The sequence below is a fragment of the Mycolicibacterium sp. MU0050 genome, from assembly GCF_963378085.1.
GTDB lineage: Bacteria > Actinomycetota > Actinomycetes > Mycobacteriales > Mycobacteriaceae > Mycobacterium > Mycobacterium wendilense.
Genome location: NZ_OY726395.1, coordinates 917,490 through 941,569 on the forward strand (window position 1 = coordinate 917,490; position 24,080 = coordinate 941,569).

At 68.2% G+C, this 24,080-nt stretch carries 20 protein-coding genes; 13 read left to right on the forward strand and 7 right to left on the reverse strand.

Translation table 11 applies throughout. The features are described 5' to 3' along the window. Nucleotides 1-2: 2 nt before the first annotated feature. Nucleotides 3-917: a M23 family metallopeptidase gene (locus R2K23_RS04385; RefSeq protein ID WP_396893022.1), complete on the reverse strand. Its 915-nt coding sequence runs from the start codon at nucleotides 915-917 to the stop codon at nucleotides 3-5. Between the two features lie 351 nt (nucleotides 918-1,268). Between R2K23_RS04385 and sucC the strand changes: the two genes are divergently transcribed. Together sucC and sucD are read left to right on the forward strand one after the other, a co-directional pair. Continuing rightward, nucleotides 1,269-2,432: an ADP-forming succinate--CoA ligase subunit beta gene (gene sucC / locus R2K23_RS04390; protein WP_316514595.1), complete on the forward strand. Its 1,164-nt coding sequence runs from the start codon at nucleotides 1,269-1,271 to the stop codon at nucleotides 2,430-2,432. 11 nt (nucleotides 2,433-2,443) lie between these two features. Then, nucleotides 2,444-3,346 (forward strand): succinate--CoA ligase subunit alpha, encoded by a 903-nt coding sequence (gene sucD, locus R2K23_RS04395; RefSeq protein ID WP_316514596.1) that lies wholly within the window; start codon nucleotides 2,444-2,446, stop codon nucleotides 3,344-3,346. 76 nt (nucleotides 3,347-3,422) lie between these two features. On the opposite strand, the gene R2K23_RS04400 is transcribed toward sucD, so the two are convergent. Next, the gene (locus R2K23_RS04400; protein ID WP_316514597.1) at nucleotides 3,423-5,303 is read right to left on the reverse strand and encodes a S9 family peptidase; all 1,881 of its coding nucleotides are present in this window, start codon (nucleotides 5,301-5,303) and stop codon (nucleotides 3,423-3,425) included. 20 nt (nucleotides 5,304-5,323) lie between these two features. Beyond that, nucleotides 5,324-5,938, reverse strand: coding sequence for a TetR/AcrR family transcriptional regulator (locus R2K23_RS04405; protein WP_316514598.1), 615 nt, complete (start codon nucleotides 5,936-5,938; stop codon nucleotides 5,324-5,326). Between the two features lie 349 nt (nucleotides 5,939-6,287). On the opposite strand from R2K23_RS04405, the gene R2K23_RS04410 reads away from it, so the two are divergent. Further along, a complete protein-coding gene (locus R2K23_RS04410) occupies nucleotides 6,288-7,817 on the forward strand; it encodes an acetyl-CoA acetyltransferase (protein WP_316514599.1) in 1,530 nt (509 codons plus the stop codon). Between the two features lie 91 nt (nucleotides 7,818-7,908). Here the strand turns inward: R2K23_RS04410 and R2K23_RS04415 are convergent, their stop codons facing one another. After that, nucleotides 7,909-8,760 (reverse strand): LLM class F420-dependent oxidoreductase, encoded by an 852-nt coding sequence (locus R2K23_RS04415; RefSeq protein ID WP_316514601.1) that lies wholly within the window; start codon nucleotides 8,758-8,760, stop codon nucleotides 7,909-7,911. A 103-nt stretch (nucleotides 8,761-8,863) separates the two neighbouring features. Here R2K23_RS04415 and sfnG point away from each other — a divergent pair, with 103 nt between their 5' ends. The 5 genes from sfnG to purH all read left to right on the forward strand — a co-directional run bounded on the left by sfnG (nucleotide 8,864) and on the right by purH (nucleotide 14,727). Then, the gene (sfnG, locus tag R2K23_RS04420) at nucleotides 8,864-9,994 is read left to right on the forward strand and encodes a dimethylsulfone monooxygenase SfnG (protein ID WP_316514603.1); all 1,131 of its coding nucleotides are present in this window, start codon (nucleotides 8,864-8,866) and stop codon (nucleotides 9,992-9,994) included. A gap of 161 nt (nucleotides 9,995-10,155) precedes the next feature. Then, the gene (locus tag R2K23_RS04425; protein ID WP_316514605.1) at nucleotides 10,156-11,001 is read left to right on the forward strand and encodes a DUF5336 domain-containing protein; all 846 of its coding nucleotides are present in this window, start codon (nucleotides 10,156-10,158) and stop codon (nucleotides 10,999-11,001) included. Nucleotides 11,002-11,053: 52 nt separating this feature from the next. Continuing rightward, the gene (locus R2K23_RS04430; protein ID WP_316514607.1) at nucleotides 11,054-12,499 is read left to right on the forward strand and encodes a cell division protein PerM; all 1,446 of its coding nucleotides are present in this window, start codon (nucleotides 11,054-11,056) and stop codon (nucleotides 12,497-12,499) included. Between the two features lie 9 nt (nucleotides 12,500-12,508). Next, nucleotides 12,509-13,138, forward strand: a complete 630-nt coding sequence (gene purN / locus R2K23_RS04435) for a phosphoribosylglycinamide formyltransferase (protein ID WP_316514609.1) — start codon at nucleotides 12,509-12,511, stop codon at nucleotides 13,136-13,138. Continuing rightward, the gene (purH, locus tag R2K23_RS04440; RefSeq protein ID WP_316514611.1) at nucleotides 13,135-14,727 is read left to right on the forward strand and encodes a bifunctional phosphoribosylaminoimidazolecarboxamide formyltransferase/IMP cyclohydrolase; all 1,593 of its coding nucleotides are present in this window, start codon (nucleotides 13,135-13,137) and stop codon (nucleotides 14,725-14,727) included. Before purN ends, purH begins: the two co-directional genes overlap by 4 nt. Before the next feature lie 252 nt (nucleotides 14,728-14,979). Here purH and R2K23_RS04445 read toward each other — a convergent pair whose 3' ends face one another. Continuing rightward, the gene (locus R2K23_RS04445) at nucleotides 14,980-15,273 is read right to left on the reverse strand and encodes a hypothetical protein (protein WP_316514613.1); all 294 of its coding nucleotides are present in this window, start codon (nucleotides 15,271-15,273) and stop codon (nucleotides 14,980-14,982) included. A gap of 127 nt (nucleotides 15,274-15,400) precedes the next feature. Between R2K23_RS04445 and R2K23_RS04450 the strand changes: the two genes are divergently transcribed. The 3 genes from R2K23_RS04450 to R2K23_RS04460 are packed head-to-tail and all read left to right on the forward strand — an operon-like array spanning nucleotide 15,401 to nucleotide 19,213. Further along, nucleotides 15,401-16,783: an ATP-binding protein gene (locus R2K23_RS04450; protein WP_316514614.1), complete on the forward strand. Its 1,383-nt coding sequence runs from the start codon at nucleotides 15,401-15,403 to the stop codon at nucleotides 16,781-16,783. A 17-nt stretch (nucleotides 16,784-16,800) separates the two neighbouring features. Continuing rightward, nucleotides 16,801-18,798 carry a vWA domain-containing protein gene (locus tag R2K23_RS04455; RefSeq protein ID WP_316514616.1) on the forward strand — a complete coding sequence of 666 codons (1,998 nt, stop codon included), beginning with the start codon at nucleotides 16,801-16,803 and terminating at the stop codon, nucleotides 18,796-18,798. Between the two features lie 25 nt (nucleotides 18,799-18,823). Continuing rightward, the gene (locus tag R2K23_RS04460) at nucleotides 18,824-19,213 is read left to right on the forward strand and encodes a DUF6632 domain-containing protein (RefSeq protein WP_316514618.1); all 390 of its coding nucleotides are present in this window, start codon (nucleotides 18,824-18,826) and stop codon (nucleotides 19,211-19,213) included. A 107-nt stretch (nucleotides 19,214-19,320) separates the two neighbouring features. Here R2K23_RS04460 and R2K23_RS04465 read toward each other — a convergent pair whose 3' ends face one another. After that, the gene (locus R2K23_RS04465; RefSeq protein ID WP_316514619.1) at nucleotides 19,321-20,175 is read right to left on the reverse strand and encodes a 3-hydroxyacyl-CoA dehydrogenase; all 855 of its coding nucleotides are present in this window, start codon (nucleotides 20,173-20,175) and stop codon (nucleotides 19,321-19,323) included. Nucleotides 20,176-20,593: 418 nt separating this feature from the next. Between R2K23_RS04465 and R2K23_RS04470 the strand changes: the two genes are divergently transcribed. Both R2K23_RS04470 and R2K23_RS04475 read left to right on the forward strand, forming a co-directional pair. Continuing rightward, nucleotides 20,594-21,931, forward strand: coding sequence for a hypothetical protein (locus tag R2K23_RS04470; protein ID WP_316514620.1), 1,338 nt, complete (start codon nucleotides 20,594-20,596; stop codon nucleotides 21,929-21,931). Nucleotides 21,932-22,243: 312 nt separating this feature from the next. After that, complete coding sequence (locus R2K23_RS04475; RefSeq protein WP_316514622.1) at nucleotides 22,244-23,404, forward strand: hypothetical protein; 1,161 nt, start codon at nucleotides 22,244-22,246, stop codon at nucleotides 23,402-23,404. Nucleotides 23,405-23,435: 31 nt separating this feature from the next. On the opposite strand, the gene R2K23_RS04480 is transcribed toward R2K23_RS04475, so the two are convergent. Continuing rightward, nucleotides 23,436-24,026, reverse strand: a complete 591-nt coding sequence (locus R2K23_RS04480; protein ID WP_316514623.1) for a DUF1707 SHOCT-like domain-containing protein — start codon at nucleotides 24,024-24,026, stop codon at nucleotides 23,436-23,438. Nucleotides 24,027-24,080: the final 54 nt, after the last annotated feature.

A 24,080-nucleotide genomic window follows, 5' to 3' on the forward strand; every position in this document is an offset into this window, starting at 1 on the left:
GATCAGCCGGCGTAGCCGCCGACGCTGATGCCCCGCTGGGCCAGCCACGGCACCGGATCGATCCGGTCGGTGCCGTTCGGCATGACCTCCAGGTGCAGGTGCGGGCCGGTCGAGAAACCGCGGTTGCCGACGGTGGCGATCTGGTCGCCGGCCATCACGGCCTGGCCGACGCTGACCGTCCAGGTGTTGATGTGGCCGTAGAGGGTCACGGTGCCGTCGCGGTGGCGCACCTTGACCAGCGCGCCGTAGCCCGCGGTGGGGCCGGCGTCGATGACCACGCCGTCGGCCACCGCGTAGATGGGGGTGCCGATGGGGCTGGCGATGTCGATACCGGCATGCAACGCGCCCCACCGGTAGCCGTAGCCGGAGGTGAAGATGCCGCTGACGGGCTTGACGAACAGCGGGGCGGCCAACCGGGCCTCGCGCGCGGCGCGTTCCTGCGCGTAGGCGACGCCCTTGGCGAGTTCTTCGGAGTGGATGCTGCTGCTGGCGGCGGGGGTCACGCTGACGACCTGCACGCCGCGCGGGGCGTCCGCGTCGAGGGTGTTGGGCACCGTGGTGTCGGCGGTCACGACGGCCTTGGCCGAGGCCTCGTCCGACGGGTTGATGGCGGTGTGGGCGGCGGCGGCCGCGGCTCCGGCGGCCATCGCGGCGATCATCACGCGGCCGCGCAGCGCGCTGGCCGCCGGCTTGCGGTGCAGGCCGCCGGTCACGCGCGGGATGACGTCGGTGGCGTCGGGATCGTGGATGACGTTCAGATCCATCCGGCGCATCAGCGTCAGCGGCATCTCGTCGGTGTCGGCGACGTCGTCGAGTTCGGGCGCGCGCAGGATCTCGGCCTCCGAGTCGAAGGCGCCGTCGTGGAAGTCGAGGTCATCGAGGCTGCCGAACTCGTTGAACGGCACGATGTCGGTCACTTCATTGGGGTGGAAATCAAGATCGTTATGGCGGGCCTTCGTCGACGTATCCGCATGTGAGCGCGGTGTCGAGCGGTGCGTTGCCAACCTGAAACGTCCCTTGCGTCGTGACCAAAGCGTTATCGAAGCCAGGAGAGACGTTAACCAAATTCCAATGGAGGTGGCAACCTAAAGAAGTATTCCGCGGCGGAATGTGACTTGTATCACGAGTGTCCGCGCGGTGACATCTACCACAACACCGGTGGGTGGTGCGAGTCGATCGCAGCCGTGTCGATAAAGTTCCCCGAGGCTCCACGCCTCAAACCGTCATCGCCGTCAAGCCGGCAGAGACTGTGCCCCAGTTAGGAAGATATGGACCTTTTCGAGTACCAGGCGAAGGAACTATTCGCCAAGCACAACGTTCCGACCACGCCTGGTCGGGTCACCGATTCCGCCGAGGACGCGAAGGCGATCGCCGAGGAGATCGGCAAGCCGGTGATGGTCAAGGCGCAGGTCAAGGTCGGTGGCCGCGGCAAGGCCGGCGGCGTGAAGTATGCCGCCACCCCCGAGGACGCCCTCACCCACGCCGGCAACATCCTCGGCCTGGACATCAAGGGTCACGTCGTCAAGAAGCTCCTGGTCGCCGAGGCCAGTGACATCGCGGAGGAGTACTACATCTCCTTCCTGCTCGACCGCGCGAACCGCACCTACCTGGCGATGTGCTCCGTCGAGGGCGGCATGGAGATCGAAGAGGTCGCCGCCACCAAGCCTGAGCGGCTCGCCAAGGTCCCCGTCGACGCCGTCAAGGGGGTCGACCTGGCCACCGCCCGCTCGATCGCCGAGCAGGGCCACCTGCCCGCCGAGGTGCTTGACGCCGCCGCGGTGACCATCCAGAAGCTGTGGGAGGTCTTCGTCGCCGAGGACGCCACCCTGGTCGAGGTCAACCCGCTGGTGCGCACCCCCGACGATCAGATCCTGGCGCTCGACGGCAAGGTCACCCTCGACGCCAACGCCGACTTCCGCCAGCCCGGGCACGCCGAGTTCGAGGACAAGGACGCCGCGGACCCGCTGGAGCAGAAGGCCAAGGAGAACGACCTCAACTACGTCAAGCTCGACGGTCAGGTCGGGATCATCGGCAACGGCGCGGGCCTGGTCATGTCGACGCTGGACGTGGTCGCCTACGCGGGCGAGAACCACGGCGGGGTCAAGCCGGCCAACTTCCTGGACATCGGTGGCGGCGCCTCGGCCGAGGTGATGGCCGCCGGCCTGGACGTCATCCTGAACGACGCCCAGGTCAAGAGCGTGTTCGTCAACGTGTTCGGCGGCATCACCGCCTGTGACGCGGTGGCCAACGGCATCGTCAAGGCGCTGCAGATCCTCGGCGACGAGGCCAACAAGCCGCTGGTCGTGCGGCTGGACGGCAACAACGTCGACGAGGGCCGTCGCATCCTGTCCGAGGCCAACCACCCGCTGGTGATCCAGGCCGACACGATGGACTCGGGTGCTGACAAGGCCGCCGAGCTGGCGAGCAAGTAAGGGAGTTTGCAATGTCGATCTTTTTGAACAAGGACTCCAAGGTCATCGTCCAGGGCATCACCGGCGGCGAGGGCACCAAGCACACCGCACTGATGCTCAAGGCCGGCACCCAGGTGGTCGGCGGTGTGAACGCCCGCAAGGCCGGCACCACCGTGGCGCACAAGGACAAAGACGGCAACGACGTCGAGTTGCCCGTGTTCGGCTCGGTCGCCGAGGCCATGAAGGAGACCGGCGCCGACGTGTCGATCGCCTTCGTCCCGCCGGCGTTCTCCAAGGACGCGATCATCGAGGCCATCGACGCCGAGATCCCGCTGCTGGTGGTCATCACCGAGGGAATCCCGGTGCAGGACACCGCCTATGCGTGGGCCTACAACGTCGAGAAGGGTGAGAAGACCCGGATCATCGGCCCCAACTGCCCCGGCATCATCACCCCGGGTGAGTCGCTGGTCGGCATCACGCCGAACAACATCACCGGCAAGGGACCGATCGGCCTGGTGTCGAAGTCCGGCACGCTGACCTACCAGATGATGTACGAGCTGCGCGATCTCGGCTTCTCCACCGCCATCGGCATCGGCGGTGACCCGGTCATCGGGACCACCCACATCGACGCCATCGCCGCGTTCGAGAAGGACCCGGAGACCAAGATCATCGTGATGATCGGCGAAATCGGCGGCGACGCCGAGGAGCGGGCCGCCGACTACATCAAGGCCAACGTCACCAAGCCGGTCGTCGGCTATGTCGCGGGCTTCACCGCCCCGGAGGGCAAGACCATGGGCCACGCCGGCGCCATCGTGTCGGGCTCGTCGGGCACCGCCGCGGCCAAGCAGGAGGCCCTCGAGGCCGCCGGCGTGAAGGTCGGCAAGACCCCGTCGGCCACCGCCAAGCTGGCCCGGGAGATCCTGGAAAGCCTGTAGTTCAACGCGCGAAGGCCCCCGAAATCCGAGGATTTCGGGGGCCTTCGTCTTTCCTGGGCGTTCGCGTAGTGCCGGGTCAGACCCGACCGCCCAGGTGTTGGGCCAGGAACCGTTCGACGGCGTGGTACAGGTCGATCTGGTTGTCCGGGTTGAGGAAGCCGTGCCCCTCGTCGGCCTTGACCAGGTACTCGACGTCGACCCCGCGGGCCCGCAATGCCGCGACCATGTTGTCCGATTCGGCCTGGACCACCCGAGAGTCGTTGGCGCCCTGCACAACCAGAAGCGGCGTGCGGATCTTCTCGACATAGGTGATCGGCGAGCGGGCCAGCATGTCGGCCTCCTGCCGCGGATCCGACGGGTCGCCCACATACCGGTACCAGTTGTTGGTCAGGAACGGCCGGGCGACATTCGGTAGCGTTCGCATGAAATTGGCGAGGTTGGAGATACCGACGTAGTCGATGGCCGCGGCGAAGACATCCGGGGTGAACGTCACTCCCACCAGGGCCGCGTAGCCGCCATAGGAGGCACCGAAGATCGCCACCCGCTCGCGGTCGGCATACCCCTGCTCGACGGCCCAGTCCACGGCGTCGATCAGGTCGTCGTGCATCCGGCCGGCGAGCTCGCCGACCGCGGCTTGCGTGAAGGCCTTGCCATAACCGGTGGAGCCGCGAAAGTTGACCTGCAGCACCGCATATCCGCGGTTGGCCAGCATCTGGACCTCCGGCTGGAAGGTCCATGAGTCGCGTGCCCACGGTCCGCCGTGGACCAGCAGCACCATCGGCAGGTTGGTGGGCTCGACGCCGACGGGCAACGTCAGGTATCCGTGTAGGTCGAGCCCGTCGCGTGCGGTGAGGGCGACCGGTGTCATCGGGGCCAGCGCGTCGGGGTCCAGCCTCGGATACGGACGGAACAGCAGTCGGCTCTCGCCGGTCGCATGGTTGTAGAAGTAGGTGACGGCGGGGTCGCGATCGTGGGTGAAACTCACCACCCAGCGCCGGCCGCTGTCGTCGGACGAGATGGTCGCCAGGTCGCCGTCCGACAGGGTGGACAGATTCTCCAGTACCGCAGCGAAATTCGCGTCCAGCGGGTGGATGACCTGACGTTCGCCGTAGTAGCGGGCGCCGAGTAGTTCCCCGGTACGCGCGTCGAGAATCAGCGGGGTCGGCAGGCCCAGCTGGACGGACAGCTCGTGGGCGGGATGACTGTCCACCTCGGTCTCCTCGCCGGACTCGACGTCGACGCGGACCAGCCGCGTACGGTCGCTGCCCTTGTTGGAACCGACCCAGATCCCGGTGCCGTCGGGAGTGACCTCGGTGGGAAACACGCCCACCGGATAGTCGAGGCCCGAATACCGGGTGATGACGCGCAGCGTCCCGGATGCCTTGTCCCAGTGCGACAGTTCGATGTCACCCTCGGGGGTCATCGACGAGTTGAACAGCTCGCCGGTGCGGCTGGACAACCACTCCATGATGTGGCCGGGGTTCTCGGCGAGCAGGGTGAGTTCGCCGGTCGCGATATCGAGTTCGTAGGGGTCGAACAGTTCGGGGTTGCGCTTGTTGAGTTGGACGATCGCCTTGCCCCGGCGGCCCTTGGGGATGGTGAGTATGGCCCGGACGCCGGGGAACGGAGTGAGGTCGACGGCGGCGGCCGCGGGCTCATCGAGGTCCACCCGGTAGACGTGCCAGTTCTCGTCGCCGCCGCCGTCCTGGAGATAGAGCATCCAGCGCGGGTCGTCGGTCCAGTGGTAGATGACCACGCTGCGGGTTTCGTCGGCCGTGACGCAGCGGGGTTCGCCGGTGGGCGAACCGTGGTCGTCGATGCCGTGCACCCACACGTTGAGGCGGTCCCGCCACGGCGCCAGGTAGGCGATCCGGCGGCCGTCGGGGGAGATCTGCGCCAGGATGCGGTCGGGTGAACTGAAGAAGTCCTCCACCGAGATCAGTTCGGGCAGTGCCATTGTGGCTCCTTTTTGGTAGGTCATGGGGTGACGGGACCGCCGAGGCGGCCGTTGGTGGCTTCCTGGATCGCGCGGTCGATGAGCGCCAGTGCCTCCTGCGCGGTGACGGCCTTCCCTTCGACGATCACCGCGTGACTGACGTCCTCGTCGACCACGCGGAACGCTGCGGTGACAGCGGCCGCGCAGAGCCGAACCGTCAGGTCGGACTCCTCGAGGCGCAGTCGGTCGGCGATGACCGGGATGAAGCCGCGCTCCATCTGGTCGTGCACCATCAGGTAGGCCGTGCGCAGCGCCGGTTCCGACGTGGACATGGTGGCGATACGCATGGCGCTGATCTCGTCGGCGACCTCCTGCGGAGTCAGCGGATACGCGGCGCTGTCCGCGGCCAGGTGCTCGGCGAGCGACAACTCCGGCGGCCAGCGCTGCAACATCCCGATGAAGCGGTCGACGGTGCGCGCCAACATCGGCTCGACGCAGCTTTCCTTGGTCCGGAAGTACCGCCAGATGGTGCGGGTCGACAGGCCGGCGGCCGCGGCGATGTCGTCACCGCTGGTTCCCGCCACCCCGCGTTCCCAGAACAGGTCGCAGGCCAGTCGGGACACCGCGAGTCGGGCCTCGGAGCGATTGTCGGCCACGGTCGCCTCCCTTCTGTCACTTAGTGACATGCCTCAGGGTGTCACTAAGTGACAGCGTTGTCCAGTGCGGTGCGGCATCTATTCAGCTATTCAGCGCGAGCGGGCATGTCCCCGGCCGACACGCCGGGTGAAATCCGGGGTCTGCGCACGTTCGCCGGGCGCGTACGCCCGCCATGGTCCGCGCCATCTGCGGGGAGCGGTTCACGTTGTCGCGTGTATATCGGTTAGCCTGACGAATTAGGTGGCGGGTGTAACCCCGCCAATGTGCGTAAAACCCGGTCAAACTGCGGCGTGTCGCACCGGGGACGCGCCCGCTCGCGCGATGGAAAAGAAGAGGTGGAGGTTGCTCATGGTCGATCCGCGCACACCGGTCGTGGTCGGAGTCGGGCAGTTCACCGAGCGCATCGACGATCCGGACTACCGCGGCATGTCCGCGGTCGAGCTGGCCACCGAGGCGGTCCGCGCCGCGCTCGCCGACACCGGTGTCGACCCGACCGCCGTCGCGGCGGCCATCGAGGTGTTCGCCGGTCTGCGGCAGTTCGAAATCTGCACCCCGCAACCCCCGCCGCTGGGCGCCTCCGACAACTACGTCCGGTCGGTGGCGCAGCGGGTGGGCGCGAACCCGGCTCGGGCAGTCCTCGAGCCGATCGGCGGCAACGGCCCGCAGAAGCTGATGACGGAGTTCGCTGGGGAAATCGCCGACGGCACAATCGAAGTCGCGCTGATCCTCGGCTCCGAGAACGGCTCCACCCTCAAGACTTTCGCCAAGCGGTCGGCCGGCGACAAGCCCGACTTCACCGAGCGCATCGGCGGCCAACTCGAGGACCGCGGTTTCGGCTACGAGCAGTACATGAACGAATACACCGTCAAGCACGGTTTGACCGGGGCCCCCGTGCAGTACGGGTTGCTGGACAACGCACGGCGCGCGAAGCTCGGGTGCAGCGTCGACGACTACCGCCGCCAGATGGCCGAGTTGTTCGCGCCGTTCTCCAAAGTCGCTGCCAAGAACCCATTCTCGGCATCGCCGGTGGAGCGCTCGGTCGACGAGTTGATGACGGTCACCGCCGAGAACCGGATGATCTGCGACCCCTATCCGCGGTTGATGGTGGCCCGCGACCAGGTGAACCAGGGCGCCGCCGCGGTGGTGATGGCGGTGGCGGCCGCGCAGCGCCTCGGTGTGCCCGAGGACAAGTGGGTGTACCTGCGGGGTCACGCCGACCTCGTCGAGCAAGAGCTGCTGGTGCGGGCGGATCTGGGCACCAGCGTGTCCGCTGAACTTGCTGTGACAGAAGCGCTTCGGGTCGCCGGGATCGGGCTGGATCAGGTGTCGAGCTTCGACCTGTACAGCTGCTTCCCGTTCCCGGTGTTCACCGTCTGCGACACGCACGGGCTGGCCACCGACGACCCGCGTGGTCTGACTCTGACCGGCGGGCTGCCGTTCTTCGGCGGGCCGGGCAACACCTACTCCCTGCACGGGATCGCCGAAACGGTGTGTGAGATGCGGGGCCGGCCGGGGCAATTCGGCCTCGTCGGCGCCAACGGCGGGGTGATGACGAAGTACTCGGTGGGCGTCTACTCCACCGAGCCCGCGGACTGGGTCGCCGACCGGAGCGCGGCGCTGCAGGCGCAGATAGCCGCGCTACCCGAGGTGGCCGTCACCCGCGACGTCGACGCCACCGGGGTCATCGAGACCTACTCGGTGCGCTACGACTGGCCGGTGACCACCGGGATCATCATCGGCCGACTCGACGACGGCAGCCGGTTCATGGCAACCAGCACCGACGCCGATCTGGTGGCGCTGATGGCCGGGGGAGACCCACTGGGGCAACGGGTTTCGGTGACCGCCGGCGACGGGACGAACCAGGCGCGACTGGCGTAACGGCACACCCCCGAACGTGCGCAAACCACGCGATCTCCTCGGTGTGTCGGCCGGGGACCCGCACGCTCGCGGGTAGTTGGGCTTGCGGGGGTCAGAGGTCGAGGGCGGCGAGCTTGCCGGCGAGGCGCTCCACGTAAGCGGCGACCTCGTCCTCGGACTTGTCCGGCAGGCCGAACAACACCTCGGTGACGCCGAGTTGCTTCCAATGGGCCAGCTTCTCGGGGTCCGGCTTGAAGTCGAGCGCCACGATCTGCGGCTTGCCCTCGCGGCCCGCGGATGCCCAGATGTCGTGCAGCAGCTTCACCGGCTCGTCGATGTTGAAGTCGCGCGGGGTGGTGATCCAGCCGTCGGCGGAGCGGGCGATCCATTTGAAGTTCTTCTCCGTGCCCGCGGCGCCCACCAGCACCGGGACATGCGACTGGATCGGCTTGGGCCACGACCACGACGGCCCGAAGTTCACGAATTCCCCCTCGTAGGCCGCCTCTTCCTTGGTCCAGAGCTCGCGCATGGCCTCGAGGTACTCCCGCAACATGGTGCGCCGACGGGCGGGCGGGACGTTGTGGTCGGCCAGTTCGTCGGTGTTCCAGCCGAATCCGACGCCGACGGACACCCGGCCACCGGAGAGGTGATCCAACGTGGCGATGGTCTTGGCCAAGGAGATGGGGTCGTGCTCGACGGGCAGCGCCACCGCGGTGGACAGGCGTACCCGGCTGGTGACGGCGCTGGCGGTGGCCAGCGCCACCCACGGATCCAACGTGCGCATGTAGCGGTCATCGGGCAGCGTCTCGTCGCCGGTGGTGGGGTGGGCGGCCTGACGTTTGACCGGAATGTGGGTGTGCTCCGGCACGTAGAAGGTGGTAAAGCCGTGGTCATCGGCGAGCTTGGCCGCCGCGGCCGGGGTGATTCCGCGATCGCTGGTGAACAACACGAGCCCAAAGTCCATGGCCAGAATTAGAACGTGTTCTAATCAGGATGGCAAGGAGCCATTGGGCGCTGGGCGATTTAAATGGGTGACGTTGCGGACTCCGCCCGGTCTGATGGCGACCATGAGCACTGAACGCATCGCCGATCACGTCAAGTTCGCCTATTGGGTGCCCAATGTCAGTGGCGGCCTGGTCACCAGTGACATCGAGCAGCGCACCGACTGGAACTACGAGTACAACGCGAATCTGGCCCAGACCGCGGAGAACAACGGGTTCGAGTACGCCCTGTCCCAGGTGCGGTACGAGGCCAGCTACGGCGCCGAATACCAGCACGAATCGACCAGCTTCAGCCTGGCGCTGCTGCTGGCCACCCAGCGTCTCAAGGTCATCGCCGCGGTGCACCCGGGCCTGTGGCAGCCGGGCGTGCTGGCCAAACTCGGCGCCACCGCCGACCAGCTCTCCGGCGGCCGCTTCGCGGTCAACGTCGTCTCGGGCTGGTTCAAGGACGAGTTCACCCACCTCGGGGAGCCGTGGCTGGAGCACGACGAGCGCTACCGGCGCAGCGCGGAGTTCCTACAGGTGCTGCGCAAGATCTGGACCGAGGATGACGTGGACTTCCGGGGTGACTTCTATCGGATCCACGACTTCACGCTCAAGCCCAAGCCGCTCAACACCGCCGAGCGGCCCAACCCCGAGCTGTTCCAGGGCGGCAACTCGACGGCGGCCCGCCGCAACGGTGGCTACTACGCCGACTGGTACTTCTCCAACGGCAAGGACTACGACGGGCTCACCGAGCAGGTGGTCGAGGTCCGCGACCACGCCCGCGACGCCAACCGCGAGGTCAAGTTCGGCCTGAACGGCTTCATCATCGCCAGGGACACCGAGAAGGAGGCGCACGAAACGCTGCGCGAGATCATCGCCAAGGCCAACAAGCCCGCCGTCGAAGGCTTCCGCAGCGCGGTCCAGCAGGCCGGTAACTCCACCGCCGACAAGAAGGGGATGTGGGCCGACTCGTCGTTCGAGGACCTGGTCCAGTACAACGACGGTTTCCGCACCGGCCTGATCGGCACACCCGAGCAGATCGCCGAACGCATCGCGGCGTACCGCAAACGCGGCGTCGACCTGATCCTGGGGGGCTTCCTGCACTTTCAGGAGGAAATCGAATATTTCGGCACCAAGGTGCTACCGCTGGTCCGGGAAATCGAGGCCAGCGAGCAGAATTCGGCGGACGCCCCGGTGCTGATCCCCGCCTGAGTGTGCGGACACGGCGTATTGGCGAGTGGCAGAGCCCCCAAGGTGCGCTAGCGTGGGTGGTCGAATCGTGGTCAGATCGCCGACGCAATACTGTTCGGCGACTGCCGATCGCGGTCACGACAGCGTCGCGGGGAGCGGCGCCCACCGACACAGGAGAGGTCATGACCTACTCACCAGGCTCACCCGGTAGCTCCGGCTACCCATCTGCACAGCAGCCCGGCTCGTACGGCGCGCCGGCCCAGTTCAGCCCGGCTGCCGAGTCCGGACCGAGCAAGCTGCCGCTGTACCTGTCGGTCGCCGTCGCGGCCCTCGGTCTCATCGCGTACCTGCTGACCTTCGGCCCGATGTTCACCCTCAGCGCGGAGGTCGGTCCCTTCGTCAGTGAGGTGACCGCCGGGGGTAGCGGGCTGCCCATCCTGGCCGCGCTCGCCGCGGCGCTGCTGGCCGGTGTCGGCCTGCTGCCGAAGGCCAACAACTACCACGCCGTGGTTGCGGTGCTGGCCACCCTCGGTGCGCTGCTGGCGCTGTCGGACCTGCTCGGCAAGCCGGAGGGCTTCTCCGTCGGCTGGGCGTTCTGGGTCTTCTTGGCCGCCACCATCCTGCAGGCCGTCGCCGCCATCGTGGCGCTGCTGTTCGACTCGGGCGTCATCACCCCGCCCGCGCCGCGGCCCCGGTACGACCAGAACCAGTACGGGCAGTATGGCCCGCCCGGGGGTTACTACGGTCAGCCCAGCCAGCCGGTGCCCGGCCCCGGTCAGCGGCCCGGATACCCCTCGCAGTACGGCGGCTACCCGCAGCAGCCCCAGTCCGCGGGCGGCTTCGGTGCCCCGCAGCAGGGCGCCCCGCAGCAGGGTGGCGCCCAGCAGGGTTCGCCCACTCCGCCGACCGGATACCCGAGCTTCAGCCCGCCGCCGGGCATCGGTGGCTCCAGCGGTGGCATCTCCCCGAGCGCACCCACCCAACAGGCGCCCACCCAGCCGCCGTCCAGCGGATCCTCGTCGTCGTAACCAGGAATGCCCGCACCTAGCCGCGCGCTGGGTGCGGGCATCGTGGATGTGAATGCACGACAACCCCACGGCGGGCGCACGCCAGGCGCGTGATCTGGTCCGGGTCGCATTCGGCCCGGCCATCGTCGCGTTGGCGGTCATCGCGGCAGTGGTGCTGCTGCAATTGGTGATCGCCAACAGCGACATGACGGGCACCTTCGGTGCCGTCGCCAGTATGTGGCTCGGCGTCCACGGCGTGCCCATCTCGATCGGCGGACGCGAACTCGGTGTCATGCCGCTGCTGCCGCTGTTGATCATGGTGTGGGCCACGGCCCGCACCACCGCCGCGGCCACCCATCCCGGCTCCAGCTGGTTCGTGATCCGCTGGGTGGTGGCCTCGGCGCTCGGCGGACCGCTGCTGATCGCGGCCATCGCGCTGGCGGTCATCCACGACGCGGCCTCGGTCCTGACGGAACTGCAGACCCCCAGCGCCCTGCACGCCTTCGCCTCGGTGTTGGGTGTGCACGCCGCGGGAGCGCTGATCGGCGTGGGCTCCAAGGTCGGCCGCCGCGCGTTCACCGCCGCGCGGGTGCCCGACTGGTTGGCCGGCGCGGTCCGCCCGGCGGTGGCCGGGGTGCTGGCCCTGGTCGGGCTGTCCGGCGCGGTCACCGCGGCGTCCCTGGTGGTGCATTGGTCGACGATGCACGACCTGTACGCCATCACCGATTCGCTGTTCGGTCAGCTGAGCCTGACCCTGCTGGCGGTGCTCTACATCCCCAACGTGATCATCGGGACCGCCGCCATCGCCGTGGGTTCCAGCGCCCACATCGGCTTCGCGACCTTCAGTTCGTTCACGGTGTTCGGCGGCGACATCCCGGCCTTGCCCATCCTGGCGGCCGCCCCCTCGCCGCCGCTGGGTCCGGTCTGGGTCGCCCTGCTGATCGTGGGCGCGGCCTCGGGGGTGGCGTTGGGCCAGCAGTGCGCGCGGCGCCCGCTGCCGCTGGTGCCCGCCCTGGGCAAGCTGGCCGCCGCCTCGGCCCTGGCCGCGGTCACCATGGCGGTCCTGGGCGCGGTCGGCGGCGGCGCTCTCGGCAACTTCGGCTCGGTCGGGGTGGACCAGACCACCTTCGGCCCCGGGGTCTTCCTGTGGTTCTTCGGCATCGGGGCGTTGACGGTGGTGATGGCCGGCGGCCTGACCCGTCGCCCCAAGCCGGCCCCGCCGACGGAACCGCTCGCGCAGTTGGAGAGCCGTGCCGAGCCGACGCCCGAACCGCCGAGCGCCACCGCCGAGGAGCCGTTCGAGGAGGCGCTGTTCACCGACGATGTCGAGACCAACGCCTTCGAACCGTTGGCCCCCGAGGACACCGTCGAACAGGACATCATTGTGATGCCGGAGCGGCCCGGCCCACCCGATCCGGGGCCGGTGGCCTACGACGACGATCTGCCCGACGCCGAGGATCTGCTGGAGGCCGACAACGACGCGCCCCACTCGCGTCAGGGCCACGACCCGGCCGACTAAGCTTTCGGCGTGCAGCAACCGCCCCCAGTCCCGCCGTGTGCCCCGACCCGGGTCGTTGTGCTGGCCTCGGGCACGGGATCGCTGTTGGAGTCCCTCCTGCAGGCCGCCGCCGGCGACTACCCGGCGCGCGTGGTGGCCGTCGGCGTCGACCGGGACTGCGGAGCCAGCGCCATTGCCGAAGCGGCTGGCGTCCCCACCTTCTCGGTCCGGCTGCGCGACTATCCCGATCGGGAAGCGTGGGACGCGGCGATGGCCGCCGCCGTGGCGGAATATGAGCCGGACCTGGTGGTCTCGGCGGGCTTCATGCGGATTCTGGGGCGGGATTTCCTGCAACGCTTCCAGGGCCGGGTGGTCAACACCCATCCCGCGCTGCTGCCGTCGTTTCCCGGCGCGCATGCGGTCGCCGACGCGCTGGCTTACGGCGTCCGGGTCACCGGGACGACCGTTCACCTCGTCGACGACGGCGTGGACACCGGACCCATCCTGGCCCAAGAGACGGTGCCGGTGCTCGACGACGACGACGAACAGACTTTGCACGAACGCATCAAGGTGGTCGAACGACGACTACTGGTGGACGTGCTGGCCACCATCGCGACCCGCGGTGTGACCTGGAGCGGACGAAAGGCAGTATTCGGATGACACGGAGCGCAGCCCCCAGCACCACCGAGCGCAAACCGATCCGGCGCGCGCTGATCAGCGTCTACGACAAGACCGGACTGGAGGCCCTCGCGCGCGGTCTGCACGAGGCCGGCGTGGTCATCGTCTCGACTGGGTCGACGGCGAAAAAGATTGCCGAGCAGGGTGTTCCGGTCACCCCGGTCGAGCAGGTGACCGGCTTCCCGGAGGTGCTCGACGGCCGGGTCAAGACCCTGCACCCCAAGGTGCACGCCGGGCTGCTGGCCGACCTGCGCAAGGCCGAACACGCTGCGGCGCTCGAGGAACTCGGGGTCGAGGCCTTCGAACTGGTGGTGGTCAACCTGTACCCGTTCAGCGAGACCGTGGCCTCCGGTGCCGACGAAGACGAATGCGTCGAGCAGATCGACATCGGCGGACCGGCGATGGTCCGGGCCGCGGCCAAGAACCATCCCAGCGTGGCCGTGGTGGTCGACCCGCTCGGCTACGACGGCGTCCTGGCCGCGGTGCGCTCCGGCGGATTCACGCTGGATGAGCGGAAGCGATTGGCAGCACTGGCATTTCGGCACACCGCCGAGTACGACGTGACGGTGGCAAGCTGGATGGGCTCGATGTTGGCGCCGGAGGGGCCCGACGCCCCGGCCGCGTTGCCGCAGTGGTACGCCGGCACCTGGCGCCGCTCGGCGGTGCTGCGCTACGGCGAGAACCCGCATCAGCAGGCCGCGCTCTACAGCGACGACGGCGCCTGGCCCGGCCTGGCGCAGGCCGAGCAGCTGCACGGTAAAGAGATGTCCTACAACAACTTCACCGATTCGGACGCGGCCTGGCGGGCGGCCTTCGACCACGAAGAGATCTGCGTGGCCATCATCAAGCACGCCAACCCGTGCGGCATCGCGATCTCCTCGGTGTCGGTGGCCGACGCGCACCGCAAGGCCCACGAATGTGATCCGTTGAGTGCCTTCGGCGGGGTGATTGCCACCAACACGACCGTCAGCGTCGAGATGGCCGAGACCGTGGCCGACATCTTCACCGAGGTCATCATCGCGCCCGCATACGAGGACGGCGCCGTCGAGATCCTGGCCCGCAAGAAGAACATCCGCATCCTGGTGGCTTCCGAACCGCAGTCCGGCAGCACCGAGTTCCGCCAGGTCAGCGGCGGGCTGCTGGTGCAGACCCGCGACGAGTTCGACGCCGACGGCGACGACCCGGCCAACTGGACGTTGGCCACCGGGGAGCCGGCTGACGCGGCCACCCTGGCGGATCTGAAGTTCGCCTGGCGCACGGGCCGCGCGGTCAAGTCCAATGCGATCGTCATCGCCAAGGACGGCGCCACCGTCGGGGTCGGCATGGGGCAGGTCAACCGGGTCGACGCCGCGCGGCTGGCGGTCGAGCGGGCCGGCGAGCGCACCCAGGGGGCGGTGGCCGCCTCCGACGCGTTCTTCCCGTTCCCGGACGGGCTGGAGACGCTGATCGCGGCGGGCGTCAAGGCGGTGGTCCACCCCGGTGGGTCGATGCGCGACGAGCTGGTCACCGAGGCCGCCGCCAAGGCCGGCATCACGCTGTATCTGACCGGCGCGCGGCACTTCGCGCACTAGTCGCGAGATTTTCGCGCGCCGGGTGCGGGAACGTCGCGCAGCCAGACGCGGGGCAGGCCCGGCGCCACAGCGGCCACTTGGGTCACTTGCGTTGCTGAGAGGCAACCAGTAGCCGGTTTGCCCGCCTCACAGCGACAACCTCCGGGGCGGGCGTGAGTTGTCGCTACGAGGCGGGCATTCGTGAGGGGGGAGTAGCCGTCGCGGCGGTGAGGCTTGGCGTCAGCGCCGGGGCACAGGGGCGTCGGCCGCCAATCATCCGTTCAGGATCCGAGCTTGCTCGCGCAGAGCCTCGACGCGCTTCTCGATCCGGTACTCGGTGCCGCGCGGTATCTCCCCCGGCTCATAGACACCCCGGCCGCGGGGGTACACCCGGCCTCTCCCCACCTCCCAGCGCAACGCGTCCGACACCGTCTTTGACGGGCGGCCCGGCACGGAGAAGTCCAGCCGGGATAACGCCGCGACCAGTTCCGCCACGGTCATGCGTCCGTTGCGGGCCAGCACGTAGGTCAGTACGTAGCGCAATGCGGTACCCCGAATCGTTGTCATGAGCAGACAATGCCGGCGGGTACCGACAGCATTCGCGGTGTCGCTCGGAGTCGGGCACAGCGAGGTGGGCGCCCTGGTTATCGGGGGACCGGGTGCCCCGCTTTGACCTTCGTCGTAGCGTGGAGAGGTGACTTCGCCTAGCAACCTTCCTCGCACCGTCGGTGAACTGCGCGCTTCCGGCCATCAGGAGCGCAGCGTCAAGCAGGAGATCCGGGAGAACCTGCTGGTCGCCCTCGCGGACGGCACCGACGTGTGGCCCGGCATCTTCGGCTTCGAAGACACCGTGTTGCCGCAGGTAGAGCGCGCTCTGATCGCCGGGCATGACTTCGTGCTGCTCGGCGAGCGCGGTCAGGGCAAGACCCGGCTGCTGCGTTCGCTGGCCAATCTGCTCGACGAGTGGACCCCGGTGATCGCGGGCTCGGAGTTGGGCGAGCACCCCTACAGCCCGATCACCCCGGAGTCGATCCGGCGTGCCGGCGAGTCCGGTGACGACCTGCCCATCGAGTGGCGCCACCGCAGCGAGCGCTACACCGAGAAGCTCGCCACGCCGGACACCAGCGTCGCCGACCTGGTCGGCGACATCGACCCGATCAAGGTGGCCGAGGGCCGCAGCCTGGGGGACCCGGAGACCATCGCCTACGGCCTGATCCCGCGGTCGCACCGCGGCATCGTCGCGGTCAACGAGCTCCCCGACCTGGCCGAGCGCATCCAGGTCTCGATGCTCAACGTCATGGAGGAGCGCGACATCCAGGTGCGCGGTTACACGTTGCGCCTGCCGCTCGACGTCCTGGTGGTGGCCAGCGCCAACCCCGAGGACTACACCAACCGCGGCCGGATCATCACGCCGCTGAAGGACCGCTTCGGGGCCGAGATCCGGACCCACTACCCGCTGGAACTCGACGCCGAGGTGGGGGTCATCCGCCAGGAGTCGCACCTGTCGGCGGAGGTGCCGGAGTATCTGCTGCAGATCACCGCCCGGTTTGCCAGGGCGCTGCGCGAATCCAACTCGGTGGACCAGCGCTCCGGTGTCTCGGCCCGGTTCGCGATCGCCGCCGCGGAGACGGTCGCGGCCTCCGCGCGGCACCGCGGCGCCATCCTGGGCGAGCAGGACCCGGTGGCGCGCGTGGTCGACCTGAGCACCATCGTCGACGTGCTGCGCGGCAAGTTGGAGTTCGAGTCCGGCGAGGAGGGCCGCGAGCAGGCGGTCCTGGAGCATCTGCTGCGCCGCGCCACCGCCGACACCGCGCAGCGGCTGCTGGGCGGGCTGGACGTCGGTCCGCTGGTGGCCGCCGTGGAGGAGGGCTCGCCGGTGACGACGGGCGAGCGGGTCAGCGCCAAGGACGTGCTGGCCGCCCTGCCGGACCTGCCGGTGCTCGACGAGATCGCCGAGCGCCTCGGTGCCGAGTCCGACGGTCAGCGTGCGTCGGCCATCGAGCTGGCGCTCGAGGCGCTGTACCTGGCCAAGCGCATCGACAAGGTGTCGGGCGAGGGCGAGACGGTGTACGGCTAGGCCGAGGAGCGCTGCCAATGAAACACACCAGGACATCGCGGTATTCGCGCTACACCGGCGGGCCCGACCCGCTGGCCCCGCCGGTCGATTTGCGCGAAGCGCTCGAGGCGATCGGCCAGGATGTCATGGAGGGCGCGTCGCCGCGCCGGGCGCTGCAGGAGATGCTGCGCCGCGGCACCCGCAACATGACCGGCGCCGACAAGCTCGCCGCCGAGGCCAACCGCAGGCGCCGGGAACTGTTGCAGCGCAACAACCTCGACGGAACCCTGCAGGACATCAAGAAGCTGCTAGACGAGGCCGTGCTGGCCGAGCGCAAGGAGCTGGCCCGCGCGCTCGACGACGATGCCAGATTCGGTGAACTGCAACTGGATTCGTTGTCGCCGTCCCCAGCCAAGGCCGTCCAAGAGCTCTCCGAGTACGACTGGCGCAGCCCGGAGGCCCGGGAGAAGTACGACCAGATCAAGGATCTACTCGGCCGGGAGATGCTTGACCAGCGGTTCGCCGGCATGAAGCAGGCCCTGGAGAACGCCACCGACGAGGACCGTCAGCGCGTCAACGACATGCTCGACGACCTCAACGACCTGCTGGACAAGCATGCCAAGGATGCCGACACCCAGCAGGATTTCGAAGATTTCATGGCCAAGCACGGCGAGTTCTTTCCGGAGAACCCGCGCAACATCGACGAGTTGCTGGACGCGCTGGCCAAGCGCGCCGCCGCTGCGCAGCGGTTCCGCAACAGCCTGTCCGCCGAACAGCGCGCCGAACTCGACGCGTTGGCGCAGCAGGCCTTTGGCTCACCGTCGTTGATGAACGCCCTGAACCGGCTGGACTCCCACCTGCAGGCCGCGCGCCCGGGCGAGGATTGGGATGGCTCGCAGCGGTTTTCCGGTGACGACCCGCTGGGCATGGGGGAGGGCGCGCAGGCGCTGGCCGACATCAGCGAGCTCGAGCAGTTGGCCGAGCAGCTGTCGCAGAGCTACGCCGGGGCCACCATGGACGACGTCGATCTGGACATGCTGGCCCGCCAACTCGGCGACGAGGCCGCCGTCGACGCGCGCACCCTGTCCGAACTCGAACGCGCGCTGATGAACCAGGGGTTCCTGGACCGCAGTTCCGACGGGCAGTGGCGGTTGTCGCCGAAGGCCATGCGGCAGCTGGGACAGGCCGCGCTGCGCGATGTGGCCCAACAGCTTTCGGGCCGCCACGGCGAGCGGCAGACCCGCCGGGCCGGTGCGGCCGGGGAGCTGACCGGCGCCACCCGGCCGTGGGCGTTCGGGGACACCGAACCGTGGAACGTCACCCGTACGTTGACCAACGCGGTGCTGCGCACGGCGTCGGCCGACACCGAAGTGCGTCGCGGGGCCGGCGAGTCCGTCGCACCGATTCGGATCACGGTGGACGACGTCGAGGTCTCCGAAACCGAGACCCGCACCCAGGCCGCCGTCGCGCTGTTGGTGGACACGTCCTTCTCGATGGTGATGGAGGGTCGCTGGCTGCCGATGAAGCGGACGGCCCTGGCGCTGCATCACCTGGTGAGCACCCGGTTCCGATCGGATGACCTGCAGATCATCGCCTTTGGCCGCCACGCCCGCACCGTGACGGCCGCCGAACTGACCGGCCTGGAGGGCGTCTACGAACAGGGCACCAACCTGCATCACGCGCTGGCGTTGGCCACCCGGCACCTGCGTCGGCATCCCAACGCGCAACCGGTCGTGCTGATCGTGACCGATGGCGAGCCCACCGCCCACCTCGAGGATTTCGGTGACGGGGCGGAGGTCTTCTTCGATTACCCGCCGCATCCGCGCACCATCGGGTTGACGGTGCGGGGCTTCGACGAGATCGCCCGACTCGGCGCTCAGGTCACCATCTTCCGGCTGGGCAGCGACCCGGGCCTGGCCCGCTTCATCGACCAGGTGGCGCGCCGGGTCGAAGGCCGAGTGGTCGAACCCGACCTCGACGGGCTGGGTGCCGCCGTGGTCGGGGACTACCTCAAGGCGCGTCGGCGCCGACGCTAGCTCATCGATGTGTTCGGGGGGACGCATGAAAACAACCAGCTACACACTGCTGCGGCTCGCGCTCGTGGTGATCGGCGCGTTGATGCTGCTGCTCTATCCGTTGGCGGTGATCTGGCCGTCGGGGTGGGCGTGGCATGACGGTGCCCCGCATCAGTCGCACTATTTCATGATGATCGTCGCCCTGTACGCGACGCTGGGGGGCTTCCTGCTCTACGCATCCCAGCGGCCCGAGGCGCACCTGAGCCTGATCTGGTTCGCGGTGGTGTCGAGCGTGGTCCACGCCGCGGTGATGGCCGTGCAGAGCCTCGGCAGCGATCATCATCGTGGCCACCTGTGGGGTGACGTCCCGGCGCTGGTTCTCGCGGCGGCGGTGCTGGCGATCCTGGTTCGGGCCGCGAAAATCGGGGACCGGTAGCCGGCCATCGGGGGCCGGGGGGACCGGTAGTCGGCCACGAGGTTGCCGTCAGGGCTGTTGTCGCGGCGGATGCACCGCCATACCGGCAATCTCGTCGCCGCACGGGATTACATGTACTTGTAGAACCCCTGCCCGGACTCCAGGCCCAGCTTGCCCTTGTCGATGTAGTTGGTCTTCAACCACGTCGCCAGTTGCTGCGCCTCCTCGTCGCCGTGGACCATGATGTTGTACGGCGTGCGCAGCCCGATGACGTCGTAGATCTGGAACGGCCCGACGGGCGCCCCGGTGCCGATGCGCCACGTGTTGTCCACATCGCCGGGCTCGGCGTAGCCGCCGGCGACCAGTTCCAGTGCCGCTCGCAGGAATGGCACCAGCAGCGTGTTGAGGACGTAACCCGCCTTCTCCTTGTGGATTTCGATGGGCACCATGCCGATGGCCTCGGCGAAGGCGACCACCTCCCGGAACACCTTCGGGTCGGTCTCAGCAGTGCCCATCACCTCGGCGATGTTCGACGCCCAGATCCTGTTGGCGAAGTGCAGCGCCAGGAACCGGTCCGGCCGCCCGGTGGAATCCTTGAGGTCGCTGGGCAACAGGGTCGACGAGTTGGTGGCGAAGATCGTCTTCGCCGGCGCGAGGGCGGCAAGCTTTCCGTATGTCTGCCTCTTGAGGTCCAGCACCTCCGGGATGGCCTCGATGATCAGGTCGGCCTCGGCGGCGGCCTGGCTCAGATCGGTGGTGAGGGCGAGGCGCTCCAGCGCGGTGGCCGCACCCTCCTCGCCGCCGGGCACCTCCGCGGTGTAGGTGGCGACGAGGGTGTCGAACCGTCGGCGGGCCACCGCGAGCGCGTCGTCGTCGATGTCGTAGACGGTGACCGCGAACCCCTTGAACGCGCTCTGGTAGGCGATCTGCGAACCCAACACACCGGCTCCGAGCACGGTGACGGTGCGTATCTGAGTGGACATCGGCGCTCCGATCTCTGCGGTGCAGTTTCTGTCACCCTAGGGCGCGGGCCGCAGTCGCGACCGCGGTTTTGCGGGGAGGCGCGACCGAGGGAGCCCCACTCAGCAATGTTGCTGCAGCGTCAATTGCGTTGGCCGGCACTGGCTTCTCGGCGAGCAACGATCGGGCCTTGGTCGACCGTTCGGATGTGTTCCTGGTCACATATCGGGCAAATCGCAACATATTTCGCGAACGTGCTGTCCGGCGGTCCGCACTCGGGCGCGACTGGGGTAGGTGAGCGGTGGATGAACACTGCTGCGTGGCTGTTGCCGCCTGGCAAACCGTCGCTTAGCATCTTCTCAGCGTTTTCCTATGCCCTTGTACCGCTTTTCTACCACGTCCAGTCAGCAGCTTGTACGCACAGAATCGGGGAACTCCTACATGGCCTCCAAGCCAATTCTGACCACCGGGGTCGCTCTTGCCGGTGCGGCCGCGATCGTTGCGGCGACGCCGGCGATCATGCCCACGGCGGCACAGAAGACTTATGTCGCAACGGCTTCGGCGTCGGCCGAGGCCGCGCCGCGGCAGCTGACCGTCGCCGACTACGAGCTGATGGCCGTCACGCTGCCCGGGCTGCTGCACGCGTTCTTCAACGGACACGGGGCGCTGGTCAGCGGTAAAGGCGATGGGGATTGCAGCGAGAGAGGGGCCTCCTGCCCGACGGGGCCGCTGGGCGCGCTGTACTACCTCGGCGAGGAGACCGTGCTCGCTGGTCTGGCCGTCGACAACTTCTTCTTCGAGCACGGCCCCTACACGGCCGCCGCGTACGTGGCCGAGGTCGCCGGCGCCTCCGAGGACGTCGTCCAGTTCATCGAGGAGCCGTGGAACAAGGTGCGCGCCACCTTCGTCGACGCGGTCAACGCAGTCACCGGCGGCACCGAGGACGCATACTCGTTGCCCGCGATCCTTGTCCACGAGTTCATCCACAACGGAGGACCACTGCGGATGGTCCAGATCGTGGTCGAGCTGATCAAGGAGGTCTTCGACCCGACGCCGCTGCCGGACGCGGGCGAGGACGAGGAGGCTCCGACCTCCGAGTCGGCGGTGTCGTCGCTGCTCGGTGACATCGCGTCGCCCAAGCTCGACGGATCGGGCGTCGCCCGGCTGGTTTCGCTGTCGGTCGACCGGGGCGGGCAGGTCGCCGCGGTCGAACCGCAGGCCGAGGACCCCGAGGGGGTCGAGCTGACCGGCGCGAAGGCGCCGTCGTTGCTGCCCGAAAACGGCGAGACCGCGGGGCTCGGCGACGTCGTCAAGGGCTTGAAGGCCGCCGACGAGCAGGTCGAGGCTACGGCTCCCGAGGACAAGGCCCCCGAGATCAAGGCCCCCGAGACCACGGCGCCCGAGATCAAGGCGCCCGAGATCAAGGCGCCCGAGGCCGAGGCCCTCGAGACCGAGATCGACGAGACCGACGCCGGCGATATCGAGCAGGGCCAGGTCGGTGATACCGGCGACGTCGATCCGAAGGCCGCACTGACGGATTCCGTGGAGGAGACCGCGAGCGACGAGACCAAGAGCCGGGCCGAACTGCGCCGGGAGGCCGCCGAGGAGCGGATCCAGGAGCGTCGGGAGGCCGCCAAGGAGCGCGCGCAGGAGCGTCGCGAAGCCGTCAAGGAGCGGGTCAACGACGCCAGGAGCAAGGTCCGCGACGCCGTGAAGCGTGCCACCGGCGGCAGCGACAGCGACGCCAGGAAGTCCGACAGCAAGGACAGCGCCGAGTAGGTCGAGACAGAAGAAGCGCCCGCTTACGCCCGTCGGCTCCCCGGAATGGGGAGTCGGCGGGCGTAAGTAATTTCAGACTTGTCGACGTGTCAGCAAACTTCTTCCGGCCCGTCCCAGCGCACACTGCCGCCGCCGAATAACACGATGCGCGGTACAAATGCGCAGGTGGGAAGGATTAATAATGCGATTTCGAGTTGCCGGGGGGCAAACCGTCACTTAGCATCCTCTCAGGGGGTTCTGAGTTTTTGCGTGAGCGCGAGGGTGCGTTCTCGATGCGGCATCAGAGCCACAAAGAATTGGGGGATTCTGCACATGGCGGCCAAACCGATCCTGACCACGGGCGTCGCGCTCGCGACCGCTACGGCCATCGTCGCTGCTACGCCGGCGATCCTGCCGAACGCGACCGAGAAGACCTATGTCACGACCACCTCGGCGCCGGCCGGGATGGATCTCCGGGAGTTGACCGTCGAGGACTACCGGCTGATGGCGATCACCTTCCCCGGTCTGCTGCAGGCGTTCTTCAACGGTTACGGGCAGGAGGTCACGGAGGACACCCTGGTTCTGGGGCCGTTAGGCGCCTTGTATTACCTGCTGGACGAGGGTGTCCTGGCCGCTGTCGACGTCGACGACCACTTCTTCGAGCGGGGTCCGTACGCGGCCGCCGGTCACCTGGCCCGCGAGGCCGGCTTCGAAGAATTCGGCGAGTTCCTCGAGGGTCCGTGGGAGGACCTGCGCGAGAGCTTCATCGAGGCGGTCAACCGCCTCACGGGTGGAACCGGGGACCTCGACGACGAGGACACCGAGCTCACTTTCGCTGCGAAGCTGGTGCAGGGCTTCCTGTTCAACGGCGGGCCCCTGGGTGTGATCCGGGTGATCGTCGACGAGATCAAGCAGGCCTTCGACCCGGAGCCCGAAGCCGAGGCTCTCACCTTCAACGACCCCGCAGCGGGTCAACAAGCATTGCTGGGTGAATCGAAACTGCCCGCACCCGAGGGACCCCAGGTGGCGCGCTTCGGGGCTGGGCCTGCTCCCGGACCGGCTCAAAAGGTCGACGTCGTCGATCCCGGTGCCGCGGGACTCAATCCCGGTGCCGGACTGAAGATTCCGTCGTTCCTTCCGGAGAAGGGCGAGACCGCCGGGCTCGGTGGGCTTGCCAACGCCATCAAGAACTTCGAGATCCCGGGCGCCCCGCAGCCCGCACCCCCGCAGCCCGTCGTCGAAGCCGAAGCGGCCGGAGGTGAGGAAGCGCCGACCACGAGCGCGGCCGAACTGCGTCGGGAGGCGCTCGCCGAACGGCTCCAAGAGCGTCGCGAGGCCGCCAAGGAGCGCCGCGAAGCGCTCAAGGACCGGGTCGACGACGTCAAGGACAAGGTCAAGAATGTTGTCGAGCGCGCCACCGGCAACACCGACAAGAACGACAACAACGACCAGGACGACACCGCCAAGAACGACGACGACAACGACACGGAGTAAACCCGTGCGGCGGGCACGAAGGCCCGTCGGCTCAGCTGATGTCGTCGGGACCGTGCGGTCGGCGGTTCTTCCGCTTGATCCCGACGTTGCCCCACAGGGCGAAGCCCCTGATCTTGATCCGCGGCGCGCCGGGAGACCCTTGCTCCTCGACCTGATCGAACCCGCCCATCACGCCCGAACCCTCGACGCGCACGTTGACCTCGGGCGGCAACAGGATGGTCTGGCCGCCCATGATCGAGTAGGCCCGGATGTTGACCTCGGGGGAGGTGAAATCCGCGTAGCGCAAGTCGATGACGCCGCCGCCCCAGAACGTGAACGTCGTCAGCTTCTGCGGGACGTTCCAGCGGCCGCGACGCTGGAAGCCGGTCAGGATCGCCAGCAAGACGGTCGAGGGAGCGGGCTTGCAGGCGCCGCGGCGAACGGTGGCGATTCCGGGCAGATCTGCGGACAGTCGATCCAGCTCACCGTAGGTTTCCGCGGCGTAGGCCTTGTTCAGGCGGCTCTCATATTCCGACAGGTCCAGCAGCCCCTGTGCCGCCGCATCGGTCAGCAGTTGGGCGGTCTGTATCCGGTCGGTGTCCGCGGCTCGTAGTGATGAGTCGCGCTGCGCTGAATCGCTCATCGCAGACGAGCCTACGACGCGCGTTGTCAACCGCAAAGCGAGGCCGGTGAATCG